Annotated in this window: 26 protein-coding genes; 11 read left to right on the forward strand and 15 right to left on the reverse strand. The window is 72.8% G+C overall.

Annotated features, from left to right (window positions below):
• Positions 1-2: 2 nt before the first annotated feature.
• Positions 3-668, forward strand: a complete 666-nt coding sequence (locus ICC28_RS16050) for a pyridoxal 5'-phosphate synthase (RefSeq protein WP_188289247.1) — start codon at positions 3-5, stop codon at positions 666-668.
• 10 nt (positions 669-678) lie between these two features.
• On the opposite strand, the gene ICC28_RS16055 is transcribed toward ICC28_RS16050, so the two are convergent.
• From ICC28_RS16055 to ICC28_RS16070, 4 genes are all read right to left on the reverse strand, one after another.
• Positions 679-1,551 (reverse strand): GNAT family N-acetyltransferase, encoded by an 873-nt coding sequence (locus ICC28_RS16055; protein WP_188289248.1) that lies wholly within the window; start codon positions 1,549-1,551, stop codon positions 679-681.
• Between the two features lie 82 nt (positions 1,552-1,633).
• Complete coding sequence (locus ICC28_RS16060) at positions 1,634-2,248, reverse strand: GNAT family N-acetyltransferase (RefSeq protein ID WP_188289249.1); 615 nt, start codon at positions 2,246-2,248, stop codon at positions 1,634-1,636.
• An 84-nt stretch (positions 2,249-2,332) separates the two neighbouring features.
• The gene (locus ICC28_RS16065; RefSeq protein WP_188289250.1) at positions 2,333-2,725 is read right to left on the reverse strand and encodes a Zn-ribbon domain-containing OB-fold protein; all 393 of its coding nucleotides are present in this window, start codon (positions 2,723-2,725) and stop codon (positions 2,333-2,335) included.
• The gene (locus ICC28_RS16070) at positions 2,725-3,171 is read right to left on the reverse strand and encodes a DoxX family membrane protein (RefSeq protein ID WP_188289251.1); all 447 of its coding nucleotides are present in this window, start codon (positions 3,169-3,171) and stop codon (positions 2,725-2,727) included. The genes ICC28_RS16065 and ICC28_RS16070 overlap by 1 nt, the downstream gene beginning before the upstream one ends.
• Positions 3,172-3,349: 178 nt before the next feature.
• Between ICC28_RS16070 and ICC28_RS16075 the strand changes: the two genes are divergently transcribed.
• From ICC28_RS16075 to ICC28_RS16085, 3 genes are all read left to right on the forward strand, one after another.
• Complete coding sequence (locus ICC28_RS16075; RefSeq protein ID WP_188289252.1) at positions 3,350-4,543, forward strand: flavin-containing monooxygenase; 1,194 nt, start codon at positions 3,350-3,352, stop codon at positions 4,541-4,543.
• Between the two features lie 294 nt (positions 4,544-4,837).
• Positions 4,838-7,063, forward strand: a complete 2,226-nt coding sequence (locus tag ICC28_RS16080) for an acetate--CoA ligase family protein (RefSeq protein WP_188289253.1) — start codon at positions 4,838-4,840, stop codon at positions 7,061-7,063.
• Between the two features lie 52 nt (positions 7,064-7,115).
• Entirely contained in the window at positions 7,116-7,937 is an 822-nt protein-coding gene (locus tag ICC28_RS16085) for an enoyl-CoA hydratase/isomerase family protein (protein ID WP_188289484.1), read from the forward strand.
• Between the two features lie 6 nt (positions 7,938-7,943).
• On the opposite strand, the gene ICC28_RS16090 is transcribed toward ICC28_RS16085, so the two are convergent.
• Complete coding sequence (locus ICC28_RS16090; RefSeq protein WP_223188947.1) at positions 7,944-8,879, reverse strand: hypothetical protein; 936 nt, start codon at positions 8,877-8,879, stop codon at positions 7,944-7,946.
• Positions 8,880-8,960: 81 nt separating this feature from the next.
• Between ICC28_RS16090 and ICC28_RS16095 the strand changes: the two genes are divergently transcribed.
• Positions 8,961-9,548, forward strand: coding sequence for a flavin reductase family protein (locus tag ICC28_RS16095; protein ID WP_188289254.1), 588 nt, complete (start codon positions 8,961-8,963; stop codon positions 9,546-9,548).
• On the opposite strand, the gene ICC28_RS16100 is transcribed toward ICC28_RS16095, so the two are convergent.
• Positions 9,545-10,843 (reverse strand): MFS transporter, encoded by a 1,299-nt coding sequence (locus ICC28_RS16100; protein ID WP_188289255.1) that lies wholly within the window; start codon positions 10,841-10,843, stop codon positions 9,545-9,547. The two genes, ICC28_RS16095 and ICC28_RS16100, sit on opposite strands and share 4 nt — an antisense overlap.
• A gap of 71 nt (positions 10,844-10,914) precedes the next feature.
• Between ICC28_RS16100 and ICC28_RS16105 the strand changes: the two genes are divergently transcribed.
• Entirely contained in the window at positions 10,915-11,943 is a 1,029-nt protein-coding gene (locus ICC28_RS16105; RefSeq protein ID WP_188289256.1) for a GlxA family transcriptional regulator, read from the forward strand.
• Here the strand turns inward: ICC28_RS16105 and ICC28_RS16110 are convergent.
• From ICC28_RS16110 to ICC28_RS16125, 4 genes are all read right to left on the reverse strand, one after another.
• Positions 11,931-12,338, reverse strand: coding sequence for a DUF6336 family protein (locus ICC28_RS16110; protein WP_188289257.1), 408 nt, complete (start codon positions 12,336-12,338; stop codon positions 11,931-11,933). The genes ICC28_RS16105 and ICC28_RS16110 overlap by 13 nt on opposite strands.
• 34 nt (positions 12,339-12,372) lie before the next feature.
• A complete protein-coding gene (locus ICC28_RS16115; protein WP_188289258.1) occupies positions 12,373-13,422 on the reverse strand; it encodes a Zn-dependent alcohol dehydrogenase in 1,050 nt (349 codons plus the stop codon).
• Positions 13,422-14,573 carry an acyl-CoA dehydrogenase family protein gene (locus tag ICC28_RS16120; RefSeq protein ID WP_188289259.1) on the reverse strand — a complete coding sequence of 384 codons (1,152 nt, stop codon included), beginning with the start codon at positions 14,571-14,573 and terminating at the stop codon, positions 13,422-13,424. Before ICC28_RS16120 ends, ICC28_RS16115 begins: the two co-directional genes overlap by 1 nt.
• A 106-nt stretch (positions 14,574-14,679) precedes the next feature.
• Entirely contained in the window at positions 14,680-15,549 is an 870-nt protein-coding gene (locus ICC28_RS16125; RefSeq protein WP_188289260.1) for an SDR family oxidoreductase, read from the reverse strand.
• 84 nt (positions 15,550-15,633) lie between these two features.
• On the opposite strand from ICC28_RS16125, the gene ICC28_RS16130 reads away from it, so the two are divergent.
• A complete protein-coding gene (locus tag ICC28_RS16130) occupies positions 15,634-16,560 on the forward strand; it encodes a cyclase family protein (protein ID WP_188289261.1) in 927 nt (308 codons plus the stop codon).
• A 317-nt stretch (positions 16,561-16,877) separates the two neighbouring features.
• Here the strand turns inward: ICC28_RS16130 and ICC28_RS16135 are convergent, their stop codons facing one another.
• The 3 genes from ICC28_RS16135 to ICC28_RS16145 all read right to left on the reverse strand — a co-directional run bounded on the left by ICC28_RS16135 (position 16,878) and on the right by ICC28_RS16145 (position 19,855).
• Entirely contained in the window at positions 16,878-17,345 is a 468-nt protein-coding gene (locus ICC28_RS16135; protein WP_188289486.1) for an ATP-binding protein, read from the reverse strand.
• Between the two features lie 526 nt (positions 17,346-17,871).
• Complete coding sequence (locus ICC28_RS16140; RefSeq protein ID WP_188289262.1) at positions 17,872-18,735, reverse strand: acyl-CoA dehydrogenase family protein; 864 nt, start codon at positions 18,733-18,735, stop codon at positions 17,872-17,874.
• Between the two features lies 1 nt (position 18,736).
• Positions 18,737-19,855 (reverse strand): acyl-CoA dehydrogenase family protein, encoded by a 1,119-nt coding sequence (locus tag ICC28_RS16145; protein ID WP_188289263.1) that lies wholly within the window; start codon positions 19,853-19,855, stop codon positions 18,737-18,739.
• 126 nt (positions 19,856-19,981) lie between these two features.
• Between ICC28_RS16145 and ICC28_RS16150 the strand changes: the two genes are divergently transcribed.
• Complete coding sequence (locus tag ICC28_RS16150) at positions 19,982-21,499, forward strand: class I adenylate-forming enzyme family protein (protein ID WP_188289264.1); 1,518 nt, start codon at positions 19,982-19,984, stop codon at positions 21,497-21,499.
• On the opposite strand, the gene ICC28_RS16155 is transcribed toward ICC28_RS16150, so the two are convergent.
• A complete protein-coding gene (locus ICC28_RS16155) occupies positions 21,483-21,995 on the reverse strand; it encodes an EF-hand domain-containing protein (RefSeq protein WP_188289265.1) in 513 nt (170 codons plus the stop codon). The two genes, ICC28_RS16150 and ICC28_RS16155, sit on opposite strands and share 17 nt — an antisense overlap.
• A 177-nt stretch (positions 21,996-22,172) precedes the next feature.
• Here ICC28_RS16155 and ICC28_RS16160 point away from each other — a divergent pair, with 177 nt between their 5' ends.
• On the forward strand, positions 22,173-22,646 hold the full coding sequence (locus tag ICC28_RS16160) for a hypothetical protein (RefSeq protein WP_188289266.1): 474 nt from the start codon (positions 22,173-22,175) through the stop codon (positions 22,644-22,646).
• 8 nt (positions 22,647-22,654) lie between these two features.
• Here ICC28_RS16160 and ICC28_RS16165 read toward each other — a convergent pair whose 3' ends face one another.
• A complete protein-coding gene (locus ICC28_RS16165; RefSeq protein ID WP_188289487.1) occupies positions 22,655-23,035 on the reverse strand; it encodes an STAS domain-containing protein in 381 nt (126 codons plus the stop codon).
• A 329-nt stretch (positions 23,036-23,364) separates the two neighbouring features.
• On the opposite strand from ICC28_RS16165, the gene ICC28_RS16170 reads away from it, so the two are divergent.
• Both ICC28_RS16170 and ICC28_RS16175 read left to right on the forward strand, forming a co-directional pair.
• Positions 23,365-23,946, forward strand: a complete 582-nt coding sequence (locus tag ICC28_RS16170) for a sigma-70 family RNA polymerase sigma factor (protein ID WP_188289267.1) — start codon at positions 23,365-23,367, stop codon at positions 23,944-23,946.
• Positions 23,943-25,376, forward strand: a complete 1,434-nt coding sequence (locus ICC28_RS16175) for a maleylpyruvate isomerase N-terminal domain-containing protein (RefSeq protein WP_317454026.1) — start codon at positions 23,943-23,945, stop codon at positions 25,374-25,376. Before ICC28_RS16170 ends, ICC28_RS16175 begins: the two co-directional genes overlap by 4 nt.
• Positions 25,377-25,406: the final 30 nt, after the last annotated feature.

The following is a 25,406-nucleotide window of genomic DNA, read 5'->3' on the forward strand; positions in this document are numbered from 1 at the left end:
GTATGGGAACGGATCTTCATGAGCTGCTGAGGTCGCTGCGGGTGTGGGACCCGGAGGTGACCGCGCTGCCGCCCTTCGACCCGGCGGCGGCCCCGGCGGAGCCGCTGGCGCTGTTCACGGCGTGGTTCGCCGAGGCGGTGGCGGCGGGCCAGCCGGAGCCGCACACCATGTCGCTCGCGACGACGGACGCCGACGGCCTGCCGGACGTGCGGACGGTGATGCTGCACGGCGCCGACGCGGACGGCTGGTCGTTCGCGACGCATGTGACGAGCAGGAAGGGCCGCCAGCTCACCGCCCGCCCGTACGCGGCCCTCGGCTTCTACTGGCCGGCGCAGGGCCGCCAGGTGCGGCTGCGGGGGCCGGTCACGGCGGCGCCGTCCGCGGAGAGCCAGGCCGACCTGCACGCCCGCTCCACGGGTGCGCTGGCGGCCGCCCTGACCGGCCGGCAGAGCGAGGTGCTGGGCTCGGTGGAGGAGCTGCGGGCGGCGTCGGAGGCGGCCTGGGCGCGCGCCGGGAGCGACCCGGACGCACCGGTCCCGACCTGGACCCTCTACCACCTGCGCCCGCAGGAGGTGGAGTTCTTCCAGGGCGACGCCGCGCGCAGACACGTACGGCTGAACTACCGGCGCACGGAGGGAGGCTGGGAGCGGGAGCTGCTCTGGCCCTGACGCCGCCCGGCTAGGAGGCCGTGCCGCCCCGGTAGTCGTAGACCTCGAAGTCGGCCACCGCGCGGTAGCCGAGGCGCTGGTACAGGCCGTTGCTGGTCGGGTTGGAGAGGTCCGTGAACAGCAGGACCTCCTCGGCGCCGGCGCGCAGGGCGGCGCGGCTGATCTCGACCGTCACGGCACCGGCGTAGCCGTGTCCGCGCAGGTGCGCCGGGGTGTAGACGGGAGCGACCCGGACCTGGCCGGCGACCATCGGGGTCACTCCGGCCATGGAGACGGGCGTGCCGTCGGGGCCCTCCCAGAAGGCGATGCCACCGGAGGCGATCTTCTGGTCCGCCCAGGTCTCGGGGTCCGCCGAGGACAGTTCGCCCACGCTCTCGACGTACTCGCCGTACCAGCGCACCAGTTGGTCCCGGTCCTTCTCGTTCGCCATCCTCGCCCGACCCGGCGGGACCGGCTGGGGCATGGTCAACGTGCCGAGGCGGTAGAGCCGTTGACGCTGACGCAGGGTCGCGGTCGCGCCGGTGTGGCGCTGCCAGGAGGTGTTGAAGGCGGCCGCCGTCTCGCGGGTGCCGATCAGGCCCGGCACCGGCTGGCCGGAGGCGACCAGGTGGGCGGCGAGGGCGTCGGTCTCGTCGGCGGTGAGGGGGGTGACGTTCAGCCGGAAGGGCGGGGTGCGGAAGTAGGCGCCGCGCACCTGCCCGTCCCGTTCCATCACGCCGAAGACGGGCGCGCCGTCGCCGTAGGCGCGCAGGCCGCGTGCCCGCAGCGTCTCCGTCACCGTCAGGGCGACAGTGTGCAGATCGGGCCTTGACCGCAGGAATCCTCCCGCGTGGGCGAGGAAGTGTTCGAGGTCTTCCGTGACGTACCAGTCGTCCGAGCGCATGTCTCATGATCCCGCGTCTGTACGGGAGTTGGCCACCGTTATCGCGAGTGAACGCACGGTCGTCACGTAGACGCCTTCTCCTTCATACCGCGTCCGGCGGCTCCGGGTCACCGGCGAGGCGCGCGTGCAGGTGCATGTCCCGGTACGCGTCGTGCCGCCCCGCCTCCCACATCGCGCCGCGCAGGGTCCCCTCGTAACGGAAACCGCAGCGCTCGGCGATGCGACAGGAGGCGTCGTGGCCGACGGCGTGGTCCAGTTCCAGGCGGTGCAGGTGCAGTCCCGGGTCGCCGAGGGCCCAGGGGGCCACCAGGGCGAGCGCGCGGGTGGCGACGCGGTGGCCGCGCGCCTCGGGCAGGACCCAGTAGCCGACGCGGCCGGAGCGCATCACGCGGTTGATGAGGTTGACGCCGATGTGCCCGAGCGGACGGCCGGTCTCCCCGTCGGTGATGCAGTACGGCGCCGACGTCCCCTCCGCCGCACTGCGCGCCGAGCCCAGCAGCGACTCGCGCGCGCTGTCGAGGTCCCTGGTGATGACGAGCGGCGTGTTCCAGCGTTGGAACTCCGGGTCGGTGCGCCCGCGCAGCCAGGCGTCGACGTCCGTCTGCGACCCCGCATCCCAGGGGCGCAGTCGCAGCCCGTGTCCGTGCAGTTCGGGGAGGGGCGGGGCCGGGGGGCTGTCGTGGTCCAGGCGCGTCATGGGGCCATTGAAACCGGGGATCGGCGGTGCCGCTCGTTCCGGTTGCGGCTGGGGGGCGGGGGCTTCTTGTTTCCCCCGCTGCGGTCACCCTCGCACCCGGAACACCGGCATCCCCTCCCGGAAGGTTGCCTCCAGGTCCATCCCGGCCCGCAGCTCCTCCCCCGCACTCCCGACGATCTCCGTCATCATCCGCGGCCCCTCCGCGAGGTCGACCACGGCGGCGACGTACGGAGTGCGCCGGTCGAAGGGCGGGAGGTCGTTGCGGTGGACGACGGACCAGGTGTAGAGGGTGGCGTGGCCGCTGGCGGTCTCCCAGGTGACGTCCTCGCTCCAGCAGTGCGGGCAGAACTCTCGGGGGTAGTGGTGGGCGCGCCCGCAGGCGCCGCAGCGGCGGATGAGCAGGCGGCCGTCGGCCGCCGCGTCCCAGTACGGCCGGGTGAAGGCGTCCGGTTCCGGGAGGTCGTGGCGGCCGTCCATCAGAACAGCCCCAGCGCGCTGTCCAGCGACCAGGTCTGCCAGGACATCCCGAACAGCGCGACGACCGAGATCAGCGCCATCATCGAGTTCTGCCCCTGCTCGGCCCAGTCGTGGATCATGAGCGTGAAGTAGAGGCCGTTGAGGAGCAGCCCGCCGACGAGCGCGACCGGTGTGAGGAAGCCGGCGATCAGGCCGAGGCCCAGGGCGAGTTCCGCGTAGGCGACGAGGTAGGCCATGGCCCGGGGACGGGGCACGACCACGGTCTCGAAGCCGGACCGTACGGCGTTCCAGCGGTGCTTGGCGGCCATGTCGGCCGCCCAGGCGATGCCCGCACCCTCGAACCAGGTCTTCTTGTCCTTGTGCCGCCAGCTCTCCAGCCACCACAGGCCGAGACCTATGCGCAGCACCGCCAGCCACTCCGCACCGCCGAGCCAGACCGTCTCCATGCATCTGACGGTACGTCAGATAATGGGCCCCGGGAAGCCGTCCCTTTCGCCGCCTCCACACAAGCGGGCGGCCTACGTCACCGACCCCACCCACTCCTCCTACAGGCGTGATCAATCCGCAACCAATTCCGGTCTTGACCGAGACCCATCAACGGGGCAGGTGATTACGCTCGCGCACATGGCCGACTCCACAGCGCATTCATCAGCCGCCGCGGACCGCCCCGTGTACGTCATCGGCGGCGGCCCCGGCGGGCTCTCCGTCGCGTACGCACTGCGCGCCCAGGGCATACGCGCGGTCGTCCTGGAGAAGTCCGACCGCGTGGGCGCCTCCTGGCGCCGCCACTACGACCGGCTGCACCTGCACACCACCCGGCGGCTGTCGGGACTGCCCGGGCTGCCGATGCCACGCCGGTTCGGGCGGTGGGTGTCCCGGGACGACGTCGTGCGGTACCTGGAGAAGTACGCCGAGCACCACGAGCTGGAGATCGTCACCGGCGTCGAGGTCTCCCGCGTCGAGCGCACCTCCGACGGCGAGGGCTGGCTGCTGCACGCCACCGGCGGCCGGGAGCTGACCGGCGCCGCGGTCGTGGTCGCCACCGGCTACAACCACACCCCCCTGCTGCCCGACTGGCCCGGCCGCGAGGCCTACACCGGCGAACTGCTGCACGCCTCCGCCTACCGCAACGCCCAGCCCTACGCCGGACGCGACGTCCTGGTCGTCGGGGTCGGCAACACCGGCGCCGAGATCGCCGTGGACCTCGTCGAGGGCGGGGCCGCGCGGGTACGGCTGTCCGTGCGCACCGCCCCGCACATCGTGCGCCGTTCCACCGCGGGCTGGGCCGCCCAGTACACGGGGGTGCTGGTACGGCGGCTGCCGGTCGGCCTGGTCGACCGGCTGGCCCGTCCGCTGGCCAGGGTCAGCGTGCCGGACCTGTCGGCGCACGGGCTGCCCCGCCCCGACACCGGCCTCTACACGCGGGTGACCGAGGGGGCCGTCCCGGTGCAGGACGTGGGCCTGATCGACGCCGTGCGCAAGGGCCGGGTGGAGGTCGTGGCCGCCGTGGACGGCTTCGAGGGCGGCAAGGTGGCCCTCGCCGACGGCAGCCGGATCGAGCCCGACGCCGTCATCGCCGCCACCGGGTACGCCCGCGCCCTGGAGGGCCTCGTCGGCCACCTGGACGTGCTGGACGGGCGGGGCAGGCCGGTGGTGCACGGCGCGCGCACCCCGGCGGGCGCACCCGGCCTGTACTTCACCGGCTTCACCAACCCCATCTCCGGCATGTTCCGGGAGCTGGCGATCGACGCGGAGAAGATCGCCAGGGCCGTCGCGAAGAAGAGCGGGGCCCGGGTGTCCCGGCTGCCGGTGGGCTGAGAGGAGCGCCGCCCCGGGCGTCCCGGCTGCCGGTCGGCCGAGAAGAGCACCGCGCCGGTGCCCCGGCCGCCGGCCGGCCGCGAGGAGCGCCACCCCGGCGTCCCGGCCGCCGGCCGACCGGGAGCAGCCCCGCCCCGGACGCCCCGGCTGCCAGCCGACCAAGAGCAGCCCCGCCCGGCCCGCCGGGCGGTCGCCCGCTCCAACTTTGCGCGCACAGCCGTTCCTGACGTCGCGTCAGTTCAGTAATCTGACAGTGCGTCAGTTAATCGCTGTCACACAGGAGCGGGCGGACCGATGCTTGGATCAACCCGAGGCACCCTTACCACCGACTCCCGCCGGACCCGGGTCCTCGCCTGCGGCGAGCAGCCCGGGCCCGCCGTACACGGTCGGCCGGCCGAGGTCGACGATCTCGACGTCAGCGGCCGGCCGCTCTATGCCGACGTCCCCGATCTGGACCGCTTCTTCCGCCCCGAGTCCGTCGCCGTGATCGGCGCCTCGGACGCCGAGGGGCGGCCGAACACCGGCATCACCCGGCAACTGCTCGCCTGGTCCGAACGGGTCGGGGCCCGGCTGCACCCGGTGCACCCCAGCCGCCCGTCCGTGTTCGGCATCCCCTGCTCCCCTTCCGTCGCCGACCTGCCCGAACAGGTCGATCTCGCCGTACTCCTGGTCGCCGACCCCCTTCCAGTGATCGAGGAACTGGCCGAGGCCAAGGTGAAGTTCGCCGTCGTCTTCGCCTCCGGCTTCGCCGAGACCGGCGAGGAGGGCGCCGCCGCGCAGGCCCGGCTCGCCGCCGCCGTCGGCGAGTCCGGGATGCGGCTGCTGGGGCCCAACACCAACCTCAACGCCTTCGAGGAGTTCCGCACCGACCTCGACGGCCCGGCCATCGCCCTGATCACCCAGTCCGGCCACCAGGGGCGGCCCGTCTTCGCCCTCCAGGAACTCGGCGTCCGCCTCTCCCACTGGGCGCCCACCGGCAACGAGGCCGACCTGGAGACCGCCGACTTCCTGTCCTACTTCGCGCAGCGGCCCGAGGTCGGGGCCATCGCCTGCTATCTGGAAGGCCTCAAGGACGGCCGCTCCTTTCTCCTCGCCGCCGACCGGGCGGCGCGGCGCAAGGTGCCGGTCGTCGCGGTGAAGGTGGGCCGCACCGAGACCGGCGCCCGCACGGCCGCCTCCCACACCGGCAAGCTGACCGGCGCGGACGCGGTGGTGGACGCGGCGATGCGGCAGTACGGGGTGATCCGCGTCGACGGCCTGGACGAACTCCAGGACACCGCCACCCTGCTGGCCCGGGCCCGGCCGCCGCGCGCCGACGGGGTCGCCGTCTGTTCCATCTCGGGCGGCACGGGCGCGCACTTCGCGGACCTGGCGACCGAGGCGGGGCTCAGGCTGCCCACCCTGTCGGCCGCCAAGCAGGCCGAACTGCACCAGTGGATACCCGAGTACCTGAGCGTGGCCAACCCGGTCGACAACGGCGGCCACCCGGTCGGCGACGAGCGCGGCCGGAAGATCATCGACGCGATCCTCGCCGACCCGGAGGTGGGCGTCCTCGTCTGCCCGGTCACCGGGCCCTTCCCCCCGCTGAGCGACCGGCTCGTGCAGGACCTGGTGGACGCCGCCGAGCGGACCGACAAGCTGGTCTGCGTGGTGTGGGGGTCGCCGGTCGGCACCGAGCGGGCCTACCGCGAGGTGCTGCTCGGCTCCTCGCGCGTGGCCACCTTCCGGACCGTCGGCAACTGCATCACCGCCGTCCGTGCCTACCTCGACCACCACCGCTTCGTCACCGGCTACCGCTCCCCCTTCGACCGGGCCCCGCGCCTGCCCTCGCCCTCCTTCCGCAAGGCACAGGCCCTGATGCGGCCGGGGCAGCAGCTGAGCGAGCACGCGGCGAAGCAGTTGCTGCGGGCGTACGGAATCCGCGTACCGCGCGAGCAGTTGGTGAGCAGCGCGGCGGCGGCCGTGCGGGCGGCCGGGCTGGTCGGCTACCCGGTGGTGATGAAGGCGTCTGGCGCGCGGATCGCCCACAAGACCGAGCTGGGTCTGGTGAAGGTCGGCCTGACCTCGGCCAGCCAGGTCCGCGACGCCTACCGGGACCTGACCGACATCGCCCGCTACGAGGACGTCTCCCTGGACGGCGTACTGGTCTGCCAGATGGTCGAGCGGGGTGTGGAGATGGTCGTGGGCGTGACGCACGACGAACTCTTCGGGCCCGCGGTGACGGTCGGGCTCGGCGGTGTGCTGGTCGAGGTGCTGCGCGACACCGCCGTACGCGTGCCGCCGTTCGGCGAGGAGCAGGCGCGGGACATGCTCGCCGAACTGCGCGGGCGGGCCCTCCTCGACGGGGTCAGGGGGCGGCCTCCGGCGGACACGGACGCGCTCGTCGAGGTCATCCTCAGAGTGCAGCGCATGGCGCTGGAACTCGGGGGCGAGCTGGCGGAGTTCGACATCAATCCGCTGATGGTGCTGGAGCGCGGGCAGGGTGCCGTGGCGTTGGACGCGCTGGCGGTGTGCCGCTGACATGAACGTCCCCGACAAGAACGCTCCCGACAAGAACGCAGCTGAAATGAGCATGCCCGATTCCCCCCAAGAGCCGGAAAAATCCGCTGACTCATTGATACGGCACGCCACTGACAATCACGTCTGCCGCATCACCCTCAACCGCCCCGAAGCCCTCAACGCCATCACCCCTGACCAGCGGGAACGCCTCATCCACCTGCTCGGCGACGCCTCCGGCGACCCGGAGGTGCGAGCCGTGCTGCTGACCGGTACCGGCCGCGGGTTCTGCGCAGGCGCGGATCTCCGGGGAGCCGCCGCGGGCGGCGAGAGGATCCCCGGAGACGTGGCCCGCACCATCCGCCTGGGCGCGCAACGCCTGATCGCCGCGGTCCTGGACTGCGAGAAGCCGGTGATCGCGGCGGTGAACGGTACGGCGGCCGGGCTCGGTGCCCATCTCGCCCTCGCCTGCGATCTCGTACTGGCCGCGGAGTCCGCGAGGTTCATCGAGGTGTTCGTCCGTCGCGGGCTGGTCCCCGACGGAGGCGGCGCCTATCTCCTCCCCCGTCTGATCGGCCCCCAGCGCGCCAAGGAGCTGATGTTCTTCGGCGACGCGCTGAGCGCGGCCGACGCCGAACGCCTCGGCCTGGTCAACCGGGTCGTCCCGGACGGCGAGCTGCACAAGACGGCCCGCGAATGGGCGGCCCGCCTCGCCGCGGGCCCGACCCGCACCCTCGCCCTCACCAAGCAGCTCGTCAACGCCTCCCTCGACACCGACCGGGCCACGGCCTTCGCGGCGGAGGCGGCCGCGCAGGAGGTCAACATGACGACCGAGGACGCGCGGGAGGGGGTGGCGAGTTTCGTGGAGCGCAGGAGTGCGGAGTTCAGGGGGCGCTGAACGGGCTCAGTCCCGGGTGAGGATCCGCAGGTCGCCCGCGTCCGGATCGCCGAACAGCACGAACAGCTCGGGGTCGCCCTCCGTACCGCCGATCCTCCAGAGCGTGGGCTGCCCGCATCCGCCGCCGACCGTCAGACCGACGCCGTCGCGCTCGATCTCCTCGCTCTTCCGCACCAGTTCCCAGCTACCGGTGCCCTCGCACACGGTGTAGGGCGGGTCGGCGAACCAGTCGACGGACTCCGACTCGGTGGGCAGCGCGGTCAGTTCGGCCCGACCGCCCGAGTGCAGGCTCAGCACCTCGCCGTCCTCGCCACGCCATACGCCGGTGAGCTGCCCGGCGGACAGCCGCGGAGGCTCGTACTCCTCGACGATCCCGGTCTCGGTGGCCAGGACGGCACCCCCGAAGACGACCACGAGCAGCACGAAGGACAGGCCCGCCGAGACGATCCAGGTTCCCGAGCACCCCCATGCCCGCTCGGGGGACCGGCTGCTGCGCCTGAAGTACGCCACACCGAGGACCGGGAGAACCCCGAGGGCCACGAGGACGGCGGCCGTGGCCCCCAACGGCCACCCCCACAGCACGGCGGCAACCGCTGCCCAGACCACCCCGAGCGCCGCCGCCCACGCCAGGTGCCACACCCACTCGGGTCCCCGCACGCGGCGGATCGTGAGCCGCGCCGGCACGGCGGCCGGCAGTGTCTGCACGCACGCGTGGAGCAGTCCCAGGGCCGGCAGCCACAGCGGCGCGAAGAAGAGCAGGCAGGCCAGTCCCCACGCGCCGCCTCCGGCGCCGTAGTCATCGCCCGTCGTGACGGCGACGTACCAGACCAGACCGGCCGCAGGCAGCTGTGCCGCCCCCACCGCCGCACCCGCGTGGACGGCGACCGAGTCCCAGGCCGACCGGGCGCGCCCGAGCTCCCGCCGTATGTCTCCCCACCCCATGCCGGCAGCGTACGCAGACGCTTTGCCCGCCCCCGCGCACCCCTTCCCATCTGACGAACCGTCAGCTTCAATGGGAATGTGATGGGACAAGCAGGTATGGCCGAAGCCGCCGTCCGCTACCTCAGACTGGTGGACGCACCCCCCGTGCAGGCGCCGCCGCGCCCGCGGTTGCGCTGCGTCCGCGAGGACGAGCGCGCTCCGGTCGGGCAGGCCGAGTTCCGGCGGGTGCTCGGGAACTTCGCGACCGGCGTCACCGTTGTCACCGCCGAAGGCGGTGACGGGGGGCCCGCCGGATTCGCCTGCCAGTCCTTCTCCGCCCTCTCCCTCGACCCGCCCCTGGTCGCCTTCATGGTCGGCCGTACGTCGACGACCTGGCCCCGTATCGCCCGCGCCGGGGCCTTCTGCGTCAACGTCCTCGCCGCCCACCAGGGCGAGCTGTGCCGCGGCTTCGCGGTCAGCGGCGCGGACAAGTTCGCCGGGGTCACGTACGACGCCGCGCCCGTCTCCGGCGCACCGCGTCTCGCGGGCACCCTGGCCTGGATCGACTGCACGATCCAGGCGGTCCACACCGGCGGCGACCACCTCATCGTGGTCGGCCGGGTGGACGCACTCGGCACGGGCGACGAGAACGCCGCCCCGCTGCTGTTCCACAGGGGCCGCTTCCTCTAGCCCGCCACGGGCGCCGCCTCCCGCCCGCGCCGGATCACCAGCGCCATCAGTGCCGCCGCCGCGCACAGCGCGCCGGACGCGTACCAGACCGGGTCGTAGGTGCCGAAGGCATCGCGCGCGACGCCGCCGAGGAAGGCCACCAGCGCGGCGCCGACCTGGTGGGAGGCGAGGACCCAGCCGAAGACGATCGCGCTGTCCTCGCCGTAGTGCTCCCGGCACAGGGCGACGGTGGGCGGGACGGTGGCGACCCAGTCGAGGCCGTAGAAGACGATGAAGAAGAGCATCGGGGGGTGGATGCTCGGCGCGAGCAGGATCGGCAGGAAGAGCAGGGAGACGCCGCGCAGGGCGTAGTAGACGGCGAGCAGGCGGCGGGCGTCGTAGCGGTCGGTGAACCAGCCGGAGGCGATGGTGCCGACGACGTCGAAGACGCCGATGACGGCGAGCAGGGAGGCCGCGGCCGTGACGGGCATGCCGTGGTCGTGGGAGGCGGGCACGAAGTGGGTCTGGATCAGGCCGTTCGTGGAGGCGCCGCAGATCGCGAAGGTGCCGGCCAGCAGCCAGAAGGGGCCGGTGCGGGCGGCGGAGAACAGGACCGTCACCGCCCTGCGCGCGGCGCCCGGCGCGGGGGCGGGCTTGGGCACGAACTCCCGGGATCCGTACGGCTTCAGGCCCACGTCGGCGGGGTGGTCGCGCAGCAGCAGCCAGACGAAGGGGACGACGACGAGGGCGGCGAGCGCCACCGTGACCGCCGCCGGGCGCCAGTCGTGCCGCTCGACCGTCCAGGACAGCACCGGCAGGAAGATCAGCTGGCCGGAGGCGGAGGCGGCGGTGAGGATGCCGGTGACCAGTCCGCGCCGCTCGGTGAACCAGCGGTTGGTGACCGTCGCGGCGAAGGCCAGCGCCATCGAGCCGCTGCCGAGGCCGACCAGCAGGCCCCAGTACAGCATCAGCTGCCAGGCCGCCGTCATCCACACGGTCAGCCCGGCGCCGACCGCGATCATGGTGAGCGCGACGGCGACGACCCGGCGGATGCCGAAACGGTCCATCAGCGCGGCGGCGAAGGGCGCGGTCAGACCGTAGAGCGCCAGGTTGATGGAGACCGCGGCCCCGATCGTGCCGCGTGACCAGCCGAAATCCTGATGCAGCGGGTCGATGAGGAGACCGGGCAGGGAGCGGAAGGCGGCGGCGCCGATGATCGTCACGAAGGTGACGGCGGCGACGAACCACGCCCGGTGGATACGGGGCTGTCTGCGGGTGTCCTCGGCGGCTGCCGTGATCTGGCTTGTCTGGGTCACGCCATAGAGCCTCCAGGCAGCGACCACCTCCATCGAGTGGCCCGAAGGACAGCCTTCGCTAGGATCGGGCCATGACCTCGGAGACCACGGACACGCGCGCGGACGCGGACTTCCGCCCGCACCGCGTCGTAGTCCTCGCCCTCGACGGCCTGCTCCCCTTCGAACTGGGCATCCCGCACCGCATCTTCGGCCGCCCCAAGGACGCCCGGGGGCGGCATCTGTACGAGGTCGTCACCTGCTCGGTCCGCCCGCCGGGCCCGGTCCTGACGGACGCCGACTTCGCCGTCATGGTCGAGAACGGGCCCGAGGCCCTGGCCACCGCCGACACCGTCGTCGTCCCGGCCTCGTACGAGCTCGGCCCGGTCTACGAGCAGGGCCTGCTCACCGACGAACTGGCCGCCGCGCTCGCCCTCGTCCGCCCCGGCACCCGCCTGGCCTCCATCTGCACCGGCGTCTACGTCCTCGCCGCCGCCGGATACCTCGACGGCCGCCCCGCGACCACGCACTGGGCCGACGCGGAGCGCCTCCAGCGGCTCTTCCCGCGGGTCAGGGTCGACGCGGACGTGCTGTTCGTCGACGACGGCGACGTGCTGACCTCCGCGGGCGTCGCGGCCGGCGTCGACCTGTGCCTGCACATGGTGCGCCGGGACCACGGCACCGCGGTCGCCAACGAGGTGGCCCGCCGTACGGTCGTCCCCCCGCACCGCGACGGCGGTCAGGCGCAGTACATCCAGCGGCCGGTCCCCGACCCGCAGCAGGCCACCACGACCGGCGCCCGCGCCTGGGCCCTGGGCCGCCTCCACGAGCCCATCCAGCTACGGGACATGGCCGCTCAGGAAGCCATGTCCGTACGCACCTTCACCCGCCGCTTCCGCGAGGAGGTCGGCGTCAGCCCCGGCCAGTGGCTCACCCAGCAGCGCGTCGAACGCGCCCGCCACCTCCTGGAGTCCACCGACCTCTCCGTCGACCAGGTAGCCCAACACGCCGGCTTCGGCACCGCCCAGTCCATGCGCCAGCACCTCCAGACGGCCCTGGGGGTCACCCCGACGTCGTACCGACGCACGTTCCGCAGCGGGGCGACGGCGGTTCAGTGGCCGTAGAGCCAACTGCCGTAGGACGCGTCGTCGACGAGGTGGTACAGGCCGAAACCGGCGAGACCGACGACAAGGGCGAGCACACCGACGCGCACGAAGGCGGGGCCGGTGATGAACAGCGCGCTGTGCTGGCCGGTGAGGGTCCGCCAATCGCGGAACCGCCGGATGTCCTTCCGGGACAGCGCCCAGAAGAACAGTCCAGCGAGCAGGAACCCCCCGCCGAAGACCAGCGAGAGGCCGCCGAGGACCGCGAGGAAGTCGAGCCGGTCGCCGTGGTCCCCGATGAGGAGCTGTCCGGCGAAGAGGAGCAGGGAGCCCACGAGGCCGAACAGCAGGCCGCGCAGCAGGACATCGCGCAGCCGCAGGCGTGGCGTGATCACTCCGTCTTCGTCCAGGGCCATGGCGGCACCCTAACGGGCGGCAGAACCGGTCCCTTCAGAAGGTGAGCACCCCCCGCGCCACCCGCCCCGCCTCCGCGTCCGCCGCCGCCTTCTCGAAGTCGTCGATCGGGTAGGTGCGGGTCACCAACTCGTCGAGGAGGAGCCGGCCCTCGCGGTAGAGGTCGGCGTACAGGGCGATGTCGCGCTGGGGGCGGGAGGAGCCGTAGCGGCAGCCGAGGACGGACTTGTCGAGGTAGAGGGAGGAGACGCGGAAGGAGGCCTCGGCGGCGGCCGGGGGCACGCCGAGGAGGATCGCCTGGCCGTGGCGGTCGAGCAGGTCGACGGCCTGGCGGATCAGCTCGACGCGGCCGACGCACTCGAAGGCGTGGTCCACGCCGGTGGGCAGGAGGTCCTTCACCGCGTCCGTCGAGGTCAGGAAGTCGGTGGCGCCGAAGCGGCGGGCCGCCTCCTCCTTCGCGGGGTTGGCGTCGACGGCCACGATGCGCAGGGCGCCCGCGATCCGCGCGCCCTGGACGACGTTGAGGCCGATGCCGCCGACGCCGATCACCAGCACGCTGTCCCCGCGCTCCACACGCGCGCGGTTGAGCACCGCCCCCACCCCGGTCAGCACCCCGCAGCCGATCAGCGCCGCGGACGGCAGCGGAACGTCCTTCGGCACACGCACCGCCTGCACGGCCCTGACCACCGTCCGCTCGGCGAAGACGGACGTCGACGCGAACTGGTACACCGGCTCCCCGCCCCGCAGGAACGGCCGCCCCGGCCGCCCGATCGCCCGTCGGCACATCGTCGGGCGCCCCCGGTCGCAGTCGGCGCAGGTGCCGCAGTTGGCCAGCGTGGACAGGGCAACGTGGTCGCCGGGCCGGACGTGCGAGACGCCCGCGCCGACCGCCTCCACCACCCCGGCGCCCTCGTGGCCCAGCACCACGGGAACGGGGAAGGGGATGGTCCCGTCCACCACCGACAGGTCGCTGTGGCACAGCCCGGCCGCCGAGACGGCCACCCGTACCTCCCCCGGCCCCGGTTCCCGTACCTCCAGATCGTCCACGACCCGGACCTGCTTGCCGTCGAACAGCACGCCTCGCATCACACAGCCCCCTTGGGCTCCCTGGGCAGACCGAGCACCCGCTCGGCGATGATCGTGCGCTGGATCTGGTCCGAGCCGCCGTAGATCGTGTCGGCCCGGGAGAACAGGAACAGCCGCTGCGCGGCATCGAGTTCGTACGGTGTCGTGGTCGTCCAGTCCGAGGGGCCCACCGTCGCTCCGGCGCCCCGCACCTCGACCGCCAGTTCCCCGAGGCGCTGGTGCCAGCCGGCCCACAGCAGCTTGGCGACGGCGGCCGCGCCCGGCTGCGCGCCGGTACGGCCCAGGGTGCGCAGGGCGTTCCAGCGCATGGTGCGCAGCTCCGCCCACTGCCGGACGAGCCGGTCGCGCAGTACGGGATCGTCCGCCGCGCCCGTCTCCACGGCCGTGCGCAGCACCTGTCCCAACTCCGCCGCGAAGCCGATCTGCTGGGCCAGCGTGGCGACGCCCCGCTCGAAACCGAGCAGGCTCATCGCGACCTGCCAGCCGCCGCCCTCGTCCCCCACGAGGTGCTCCGCGCGCGCGTGTGCGCCGTCGAAGAACACCTCGTTGAAGTCGCTCGTCCCGGTCAGCTGCCGGATGGGCCGCACCTCGATCCGCCCCGGCTGGTCCATGGGCACGAGCAGGAAGCTCAGGCCGTGATGGCGCCGCGACCCCGCTTGCGTGCGGGCGAGCACGAAGCACCAGTCGGCCTCGTGCGCGAGGGAGGTCCAGATCTTCTGCCCGGTGATCCGGTAGCCGTCGCCGTCCCGTACGGCGGCGGTCCGCACCCCGGCGAGGTCGGAACCGGCTCCGGGCTCGCTGTATCCCTGGCACCACAGCTCCTCGCCGGCGGCGACGGGCGGCAGAAAGCGGGCCTTCTGCTCCTGCGTGCCGTGCGCGATGAGCGTGGGCGCCAGCAGGTTCTCCCCGATGTGCCCGGAGCGCGGCGGCGCCGGCGACCGGGCGTATTCCTCGGCCCAGACGACCTGTTGGGTGAGGGGGACGGTCCGGTTCCCGTACCCGGCCTCCCGCCACCCGAGCCCGATCCATCCGGCGGCCCCGAGGGTGCGTTCCCATTCCCGCCGGTCCGCGTCGGGGTCGGCGTGCGCGGAGAGCCACCCCCGGGCTTCGGAACGGAAGGCTTCGTCTTCGGCGGTGAATCCAAAGTCCACAGGGGGCCTCCTCACAACGCAGGGCAGTCGACCTACTCAGGGGCGCGGGGAACTGCGCGACATGCCACGACGGCCCCGCACCCGCCCATCCACACCCCGCCCCGAGCTATGGGGCGTTCGGCTTCAGCAACGGCATGGGATCCACCCCCACAGACCCCCAGAACACGTCAGCGATCAGCTCCGGAGTCCAAGAGCCGCCGCACGCGTACGCGGCCCGCGCCTCCCTCGGCTGCGCCCACACCGCGATCTTCCGCCCCGCCACGGTGTACACCTGCCCGGTGATGCCCTGCGCCCGGTCGGACAGCAGGTACACCACCATCGCGGCCACGTCCTCCGGCTCCCCGATCTCCGCCAGTTCCGCGGGAACCTTCGCCGACATCCGCGTACGCGCCACCGGCGCGACCGCGTTCGCGCTCACCCCGTACTTGTTCAGGCCCAGCGCGGCGCTCCGCACCAGCGAGATGATGCCGCCCTTGGCGGCGCTGTAGTTGGCCTGCGAGTACGAGCCCTGGTGGTTGCCGCTGGTGAACCCGATCAGCGTCCCGGACCGCTGCTGCCGCATCACCGCGGACGCGGCCCGGAACACGGTGAACGTGCCCTTCAGATGCGTGGCGAGGACCGGGTCCCACTCCTCCTCGGTCATGTTGAACAGCATCCGCTCGCGCAGGATCCCGGCGACGCACACGACCCCGTCGATCCGCCCGTACGAGGACACGGCGACGTCCACGACCCGCTGGCCGCCCGCCATGGTGGAGATGTCGTCGGCCACGGCGACGGCCTCGCCGCCGCCCGCCTCGATCTCCTTGACGACAGCCTCGGCGACCTCGCTGGTCGGTGAGGCGCCGTCGACGGAGACCCCGTAGTCGTTGACGACGACGCGGGCCCCCTGCGCGGCCGCGGCGAGGGCCACCGCCCGTCCGATCCCCCGCCCCGCGCCGGTGACGGCGACGACCTTGCCTGCCAAGAAGTTCCCCACGACCGGCCCCTTCCCGCGGTTTCTGACGGACCGTTAGATTTTATGTCCCGTCGGACAGCCGGAGACAAGCCCCGGGGAGGACCCATGTCGCTGCCGGACGCGTTCCACGAGATCGCCAAGCGCGTCAACAACTGGGGGCGTTGGGGAGCGGACGACGAGATCGGCACCCTCAACCTGATCACCGACGAGGTGGTCCGCGACGCCGCCGCCTGCGTCCGCACCGGGCGCCGCGTCCCGCTCGCGCTGCCGCTGCGGCAGGACGGCGTGCAGACCGGGATGATCCCGGGGCGGATCAACCCGCTGCATGTGATGGTGCAGATCAATCAGGAGCTGTTCGGGCCGGGCACCGTGGCGTGCAGCGACGATGCCGTGACGATGGGACTCCAGGCGGCCACCCACTGGGACGCGCTCACCCATGTCTCGCACTCGGGGCGGCTCTACAACGGCCGTCCGGCGAGCCGTGTCACCGCACACTCCGGCGCCGAGTTCGCGGGGATCGACAAGGCGCGGCACATCGTCTCGCGCGGGGTACTGCTGGACGTGGCACGCGCGCGCGGGGTGGGGCGGCTGGACGGGGGGCACGCCGTGACGCCGGAGGACCTGGAGGCGGCCGAGGAACTCGCGGGCACGCGCGTGCGGGCCGGCGACATCGTGCTCGTACGCACCGGGCAGATGCAGGTGTTTCTCGGCGGGGACAGGCACGGGTACGGCTATCCGTCGCCGGGGCTGTCGATCCGCACGCCGGAGTGGTTCCACGCGCGCGATGTGGCGGCGGTCGCGAACGACACCCTCACGTTTGAGATATTTCCGCCCGAGATCGAGGATTTGTGGCTGCCGGTGCATGCGCTCGATCTGGTGGAGATGGGGATGATGCAGGGGCAGAACTGGAATCTCGAAGAGTTGTCCACAGCCTGTGGAGAAGAGGGACGGTACGCGTTCCTGCTGTCCGCGATGCCGGAGCCGTTCGTCGGCGCGACGGGAACCCCGGTGGCACCGGTGGCCGTTCTGTGAGCGGCCGGCGGCGCGCAACTGCCCGCCCCGAACACGGCAGCGCGCACCGCCATCCCACTTCGGCGTACCCACCCCAGCTCTCCGGGCCCTTGAAGGAGCCCACGCCGAATCACGACCCACACTCGTCGAGGGCCTCCGTCACCGAAACCCTCGTCGTCCCCTCGCGGCGAATCGCTGACCACAAGCGTGATCAAACGGACACGCTTCGTCAACACCCAGTCGGCGATTAATCACTTAAGTCCTGTTTGCAGCAGGCGCACGATGAAGCATGTCCGGGCGCACCGCGCCGCGTCCGGCGCAGGGAACGGCCGGCGCCCTCACACCGCCTCGAAGGCCAGCCCCTCGTACGCCGCGACGCCACCGCCGTAGACCTCGGCCGGCACCTGTCGCTGGGCGCAGCGGTCCAGTTCGCACCAGATGCGCTTGCCGGTTCCGTCGGGGCTCCAGCCCCAGCGGTCGGCGAGGCCGTCGACGAGGGCGAGGCCCCGGCCGCCGGTCTCCTCCTTGTCGGCGCAGCGCGGCACCGGGGCACGGCAGCTGGCGTCGGCCACCTCCAGGCGCACGGTGGCGGGTTCGGACCCGGCCGGCACCAGCGGCAGGAACAGGCGCAGTACGGCCGGACAGCCGGTGTGCACGACCGCGTTGGTGACGAGTTCGGAGACGAGGAGCGTCAGCGTCTCGGCGAGCGACTCGTCGGCGCCCACGCCGGTCCCGGCCAGCCGCGAACGGGCCCATCTCCGGGCACGCCCCACTTCTGCGGGGTCGGGCCGGACCTCCAGCTGCACTTGAAGCACCTGCACCGCTCACACCATCCGAACCGGCGGACACATAGCCCCGCGCCGTGCGAGGGCCACGATCGTAGCCATTTTTTGCATGACCAGGACAATGGCCGGAGCCAGGGTCACGGAATGTGAATCCCTTATGAGAAAGCATGGTTGACGTACAGTCACCCGAACAAGCGCTTCGGGCATATTCCAGCGCGAAGGAGTACCCGTGCGGCATACTGTGCGACGCTCGCGAGGGGAAGTCGAACAGGCGGGGGCCGCAGCCTCTCCCACCCTGCGAGAACGGGCGCGCACCGCCGGATCCGGAGCCGCCTCAAGGGCAACTCCGGCATGGCTCGTGCTCGGAACCACTCGCATCCCACACAAGGTACCGGAGCGGTACGCCGACTCCAGACCGTGACGAGTCACGCCTAGGACACAACCCGATATCAACGCTACGTAGTTCCGGTATGCCACAATCCGCGACACCCGCACCGGCGGGCGGGACGAGCCGCAGGCCAGCGGGCTCTTCGCCCCCTTCGGCCCCTCACGCCACGAGATCGGCCGCGAGCAGCTCCTCGCCCTCCGCACCGCCGCCGCCCCGCCGGGAGCGCACCCACGCCCGCTTCAGATGCAGGTGCACCGAACACTCCCAGGTGAAGCCCATGCCGCCGTGCACCTGGAGGCAGTCGCGGGCGCCGCGCACGGCGGCCTCGTCGGCGAGCAGCCGGGCCGTTGCGATGTCGGCGGGGTCGGCGGTGACCGCGGCGGCGTAGACGGCTGCGCGGGCCGTTTCGGTGCGCACCAGCATCTCGGCGCACAGGTGCTTGACGGCCTGGAAGGCGCCGACCGGCCGGCCGAACTGCTCGCGGGTCCGGGCGTGTTGCACGGCCAGCTCGCCCACGCGCGCGGCTGTGCCGAGCTGCTCGGCGGCGGTGAGGAGGGCGGCGACGGGATCCGGCCGTCCGGGCGCGGGCACCCGGTGCAGCGGCGTGAGAGGGTCCACCGACCGCAGGGGTACGGCTCCGGAGGCGTCCCCGCGTACGAGGTCCGCCTCGGCCAGCCACTCCACCAGCGGGCCGTCCACGGCCGCCACGACCGTCTCTCCGGTGGCCGCGCCCGGCACCGCGCCCGCCGCCAGGTGCGTGGCCACCAGGGGGCCGGGCAGCAGGGCCCGGCCCGCCTCCTCGAACACCAACACCGCTTCGGGCAGCCCGAGTCCGACTCCGCCGTCCGCCTCCGGCAGGCGCAGCGCGAAGAAGCCGGCCCGGCCCAGCTCGCGCCAGAGCCTCCGGTCTAGGCGCGGTGCCGCCACGGCGGCGCGCAGGGCTTCGTCGTCGAAGCGCCGGGCGAGCAGCTCCCGCGTCCCGTCCCGCACGGCCCTTTGGTCATCGGTCAGTTGGAAGCGCACGTCACGGTCCCTTCGGCAGGCCCAGGACCCGTTCGGCCACGATGTTCCGCTGGATCTGCGAGGTGCCGGCCGCGATGGTGTAGGACAGCGACGACAGCCGGTCGAGGACCCAGGGGCGGCCGAGGTCGAGGGCGTCGGGGCCGAGGACGTCGGCGGCGGCGTCGTAGAGCTCCTGGCGGGCGTGTGAAAATCTCAGTTTGAAAATCGAACCCGAGGTTCCGGGCGCCCCGGCGCTGACGTTCCACTGGGTCAGCCGCCACAGGGCGCGGAACTCGGCGTTGAGGCGGCCGAGTCTGCGGCGCAGCGCCGGGTCGTCCCAGCGGCCGTTGTCGCGGGCCTCGGCGGCCAGTGCGCGCAGGGTGCGGCGGCAGGCCACCACCTCGCCGACGAAGGCGGTGCCCCGCTCGAAGGACAGGGTCACCATGGAGACGCGCCAGCCGTCGTTCTCCTCGCCGACCCGGTTGGCGGCCGGCACCCGGGCCTCGTCGAGGAAGACCTCGGCGAACTCGGCGGATCCGGCGAGGGTGCGCAGCGGCCGTACGGTGACGCCCGGGGTGTCCATGGGCAGGGCGAGCCAGGTGATGCCGCGGTGCTTGGGCGCGGCGGGGTCGGTGCGCACCAACAGCTCGCACCAGTCGGCGACTTCGGCGTGCGAGGTCCAGATCTTGGACCCGCTGACCACGTAGTCGTCGCCGTCGCGCCACGCGCGCGTGCGCAGCGCCGCGAGGTCGGACCCGGCGCCGGGTTCGCTGAAGCCCTGGCACCAGACCTCCTCCCCGCGCAGGATCGGCGGCAGCCAGCGGGCCCGCTGTTCCGGGGTTCCCTCGGCGGCGATCGTGGGGCCCGCGTGGAGCAGCCCGACGAAGCCTGCGCCCACGTAGGGGGCGCCCGCGTTCTCGGTCTCCTCCAGGAAGATCAGCCGCACGGTCGGGGAGGCGTCCCAGTGCACCTCGCCGTATCCGGCGTCGTGGAGCATCCGCTGCCAGCCGAGGTCGTAGGCGCGCCGCGCGGGCCAGTCCGCGGGGGACGGCGGGGGCGGCAGCGAGGGGAGGGTCTTGTCGAGCCACTCCCTCAGCCGCGCCCGGAACTCCTCCTCCTCCGGCGTGTACGTGAGGTCCATGCGCCCCCTGTCTGACGATCCGTCAGTTCCCTTCGCAGGCTAGCCCCGCACCCCTGGACCGACAAGGCGTGGCACCCTACGCTCTGGCCACCATCTGACGAGCCGTCAGCAAAAGGGGTAGTCATCGTGAACGACACCGCCCACGCCCTGAGCTCCGCCGGCACCCTGTGGGAGCTGCTCACCCGCCGCGCCGCCCTCACCCCGGACCGCCCGGTCCTCTTCCAGGACGACCGCTCCCTGAGCTTCGGCGAGCTGCACGCGCGCGCGGAGCGGGCCGCGGCGGGCCTGTACGGCATGGGCGTGCGCCCCGGCACGGTCGTCGCCTGGCAACTGCCCACCCGCATCGAGACGGCCGTGCTGTCCTTCGCCCTGGCCCGTCTGGGCGCCGTGCAGAGCCCGGTCATCCCCTTCCACCGGGACCGCGAGGTCGGCTTCGCGCTGCGCGAGTCCAAGGCCGAGTACTTCGCCGTACCCGGCCGGTGGCGCGGCTTCGACCACACGGAGATGGGCCACCGGCTCGGCGCGAAGGGACTCTTCGAGGCCTACGACCGCCTCCCCGACGGCGATCCGGGCGTCCTGCCCGCCCCGCCCGCCGACGGCACCTCCGTCCGCTGGATCTACTGGACCTCGGGCACCACCTCCGACCCCAAGGGCGTGCTGCACACCGACCGTTCGCTCATCGCGGGCGGCTCCTGCCTCGCCCACGCCCTGCGCCCCACACCCGCCGACGTCGGCTCGATCGCCTTCCCCTACGCCCATATCGGCGGCCCGGACTACATGGTGATGCTGCTGCTGTACGGCTTTCCGGCGGTGATGTTCGAGAAGTTCGCGCTGCCGGACGCCCTGGCGGACTACCGCGCGCGCGGGGTGACGATCGCGGGCGGGTCGACGGCGTTCTACTCGATGTTCCTGACCGAGCAGCGCAAGACCCCCGGCACCAAGGTGATCCCGACGCTGCGGCTGCTCGCGGGCGGCGGCGCGCCCAAGCCGCCGGAGGTCTACCACGCGGTCGTACGGGAGCTGGGCGTGCAACTGACCCACGGCTACGGCATGACCGAGGTGCCGATGATCACGATGGGCGACCCGGACGACGGTCCCGAGCTGCTCGCGACCACCGAGGGGCGGCCGCCGGAAGGGATGGAGATCCGGATCGTGGACGGGGAGGTGCGGCTGCGCGGGGAGGCCGTGTGCCGGGGGTACCTGGACCCGGCGCAGACGGCGGAGGCCTTCGACGAGGAGGGTTTCCTGCGCACGGGCGACCTGGGACACCTGACCGCCGGCAGGCATCTGGTGCTCACCGGACGCCTCAAGGACGTGATCATCCGCAAGGGCGAGAACATCTCGGCCAAGGAGATCGAGGACCTGCTGGCCGCCCATCCGGCCGTCGGGGACGTCGCCGTGATCGGCCTGCCGGACGCGGAGCGCGGGGAGCGGGTCTGCGCGGTCGTGGAACAGCCCGCCGGGGCCGGGGAGCTGACCCTTGAGGCGGTGACCGCGTATCTGCGCGCGGAAGGGCTGTCGGTGCACAAGCTGCCGGAGCAGCTGGAGGTGGTGGACGCCCTTCCGCGCAACGACACGCTGCGCAAGGTGCTCAAGTACAAGCTGCGCGAGCGCTATGCGGCGGGGGCTACTCGGGAACGGTGAAGTAGCGGGCGAAGGCGGTCACGATCTCCGTCTCGCCGATGCGTCCGTCGCCGTCCTGGTCGAGCGCGGCGGCCGCGTCCTGCGCGAGGTCCTCGCGCACCCCGAGGGCCTTCAGCACGCGCGCGGTGTCCGCGACGGAGGCCGCTCCGTCCCCGTCCAGGTCGGCGACGACGAGGGCCGCGTGCAGGAAGGGGCGGGCGATCTCGGCGAACCGGTCCGGGTTGTCGCGCAGCCGCTTGACGGCGCCGCCCACGAACTCGTCCCGGCTGATGCGCTGGTCTCCGTCCCGGTCCGCTATGCCCGCCATGCCCTGCCAGAACGCCTCGGCGCCGATGTACAGGGCCTGGCCCTTGTCCGACCGGGCCGCCGTACCGAACTCCGTCAGGACCGCCTTGGCCGCCGCGTTGAAGTCCTCGCGGTCGATGCAGCCGTTGCCGTTCTGGTCGAAGGTGGCGAACCGGGCGGCGATCCTGCGCTCGTACTCGCTGCTCACCATGTCTTTTCTGCCGCCTTTACGTCACGTCGGGGTGCGTCTGGCACGGAGCGTACGACGCCGGCGGCCACCGGGGAGCGGGAAAGCGGCGCTTGTGCCAAGACCGGAGGAATTTTGGGACAACGGTGTGGCGCGGCGGGGTGTCCGCGGTGCTCCCCCAGGGGGGGTACACCCAGCCGTATGGAAACGGTTGCGGCAAGTGTCATCGCGGTGGCGGGAACGCTGCTCGGCGCGGGGGTCACGCACGCGTTCCAGCGGCGCGCGCAGGACCGGACGGAGTCGACGGCGCGGCAGGAGCGGCTGCGGCAGGAGCGCATGGACGCGTACTGCGCGTACGCCGGCCTCCTGGTGAGCCTGCGCCGCGTACTGATGACCCGCTGGTTCTGCGCCCACGAGAACCGCCCCGCCGACGAGGCCGAGCAGGCCCGTCATCATTCCTACAGCCTGCGCAACGAGGCACAGGAGGCCTTGTTCAGGGTCATGATGCTCACGGCCGACGAGAGCCTCGTACGGCAGGCGAAGGCGGCGTTCGACCAGGTGCTGGAGCTGCATCACACGGACGGGGCCGGGGAGTTCGCCGAGCGCCGTCGGGTGACGAAGGAGCTGGTCGAGGCGTTCGTCGTCGGTGCCCGGCGGGATGTCGGCGGGCGCTGAGGGGCGGTTCAGGCGGACAGCGGGCCGGCGTCGTCGACGACGGCGTCCGTGACGTCCGGGTAGATGTCGAACAGCCGACGGACGCCCAGCGCGCCGAGGACCCGGTTGACGTGGGAGCCGTCGGCGGCTCCCCGGGCCGGCAGTATCAGGCGCAGGCTGCCCTGGCAGGAGCGGATGAGCCGACGGGCGGCGATGAGCACGCCGACGCCGCTGGAATCGCAGAACAGGACCTCGGAGAGGTCGAGGACGAGACTGTGGCGGCCCTCGGCCACCGCGTCGTGCACCCGCTGCCGCAGCACCGGCGACGTCACCAGGTCCAGCTCGCCCGACACATGGAGCACGGCCCAACCACCCTGCTCGCCATCGGTCACATTGAGCGCCACCACCAAGCCTTTCATCCGCCGGATCCCAAACGGAAGCCATTCCTTCGCTTCCTTGCAGCGCGGCTGCCCAGCGGCCGTTCCCCGAAACGCGGAGGGAAAAACTGCAATCGATCAGAAAGGGCTTGTTTTCGTCATCTTCGATCCTGTTCGATCGGGGTGCGATCGAGTCTGATCAAGCACAAGGGGGGTAGGCGACGAAAGTCCCCTTATCACCCGGCACATCTCAGGGGGCGCACATTGCAGCAAAGGGGCGTGCGCTGTCAGAGGTGCCGACTACATTCGAGAAGACGGTGGGAGCAGGCTTGACTCGGGCACAGGCACGGTGAGGGGGCCGCATGGCGAAGAAGGACGCACCGCCCCGCTGGGACCGCAAGATGCAGCAGCGGCTCGCGCGCGGTGAGGCCGCGGCCCTCGGCGAGCTCTACGACCGCTTCGCCTCCCTGGTCCACGGCCTGGCCCACACCGTCCTGGGCGACGAACGCGCCGCCGACGGCATCACCCGGGACGTCTTCACGCACGTCTGGGAACACCCCGACACCTACGACCCCAAGCAGGGCCCGCTGCGCTCCTGGGTCGCCGGCCTCGCCCACCGCCTCGCCGTGCAGCGCCTGCGCGCCACCGAGACCGCCGCCCTGGCCCAGGGCGGCCACGGCACCACCGAGGAACTGGAGCGCAAGGTGCGCCACGCCTCGGTCGCCGCCCGCGCCGACTACATCGTCCAGTCCATGCCGGTGCCGCTGCGCGCCGCGCTGGAGCTGGCCTACTTCCAGCGGCGCGACTACCGCCAGACCGCCACCGACCTCGGCGTCACCGAGGACGAGGCCCGCCGCCGCCTCCGCCTCGGCCTGCAACTGCTGTCCACCGCCCACGACGCCGGCACCCCCGGGGGCCCACCCGGATACGGGGGTGCCGTGTGAACGAGGCGGGCCGCTTCGAGGCGTACGACGAACACGACGCAGGGGGTGACGAGGCGAACGAGGAGCACCGGGAGTACGACAGGCCCGGCACGGACGGCCCCGGCCGGGGCGACGGCGCCGGCCGAGGCGACGGCGCGGGCCGAGGCGACGGCATCGGCTCCCGTGGGCCCGGCGGGCCGGACGGGCCGGATGACGGCGGCGGCGACGGCCCGCACCCGGACCCCGACCGGCCGCGCCGCATACCGCTCCCCCGCGCCTCCGTCGAGGACAGCGGCAGGCCCCTGCCCGTCCTCCCCGACCCGCCCCGGTCCGCCCCGCTCGTGCTGGAGCACCGCGTCCTGAAGGCGCTGCTCGGCGCCTGGGCGCTGGCCGCCTGCTCGCCCGAGGAGACCGCGGCCGTCGAGGAGCACCTCGGCGAGTGCGGCTCCTGCGCCGACGAGGCGCTACGGCTGCGCGGCGCCGTAGGCCTGCTGCACCGGGCCGAGACCCTCGACCTCGACCCGGGCCTGCGCACCCGCGTCCTGGAAGGCTGCCTGGAACGACGCCCGCCGCGCATCCCGGTCCCGAACTGGGCGGCGCCCTACGACGCCGAGACCGCGCGCCTCGACGCGCTGCTGCAGGACTTCGGGGACGCCGAATGGCACGCGCCGGTGCGGCTGCGCTGGTTCGAGACCGACGCGGCGACGAGCCGCCGCACGACGGTCGCCGGAGTGATCGCGCACCTGCTGGCCGTCGACGGGCTCGTCGCCGTGGCGCTCGGCCTCGACGACCCGCTCGGCGAGGTACCGGCCGAACGCCCCACGCCGTCCTCCCGGACCGAGGCCTACTGGCGCGCCTCCCACTTCCCGCCCACCCGCTCGGTGCGGGCGCCCTGGCGGGAGCAGAGCCACGACCTGGTGCGGACGGTGTCCTTCACCGGCGGCGGCGCGGGCCGACTGGCCGTCCCCTACGGCGACTTCGAGCTGCCGCTGCACGACGCGATGCTGGACCGGGCGTTCGAGTGCTGGGTGCACGCGGAGGACATCGCCGAGGCGGTGGACTACCCGTACCAGGAGCCCTCCGGACGCCACCTGCACGACATGTTCGACCTCGCGGCCCGCATGCTGCCCGCCGCGCTGGCCCGCCGACGGCGGGCCGGTCTCGCGTCTCCCGCGCGCGGCCGTCATCTGGGGCTGGCCGGTGAGCCCGGCCGCAGCCTGCGCCTGGAGATCGAGGGCCGGGGCGGCGGCGAGTGGCTGATCCCCCTGGACTCCCCCGCCGCGACGGGCTCCGCCGAGTACGAGGTGGCGCACGTGGCGCTGGACGGCGTGGAGTTCTGCCACTTGGCCGCGGGCCACGTGTCTCCTGCGGAGGCGGCCGCCGGTCAAGTGGGGGATCGTGAGGCCATCAAGGACGTGCTGTTCTCGGTGGCGTCGTTGAGCCGGATGTAGGGGTCGGCCGGGCGGTCGTCGGCGGCTGCG

The organism is Streptomyces sp. TRM68416 (assembly GCF_014596915.1).
Lineage (GTDB): Bacteria > Actinomycetota > Actinomycetes > Streptomycetales > Streptomycetaceae > Streptomyces.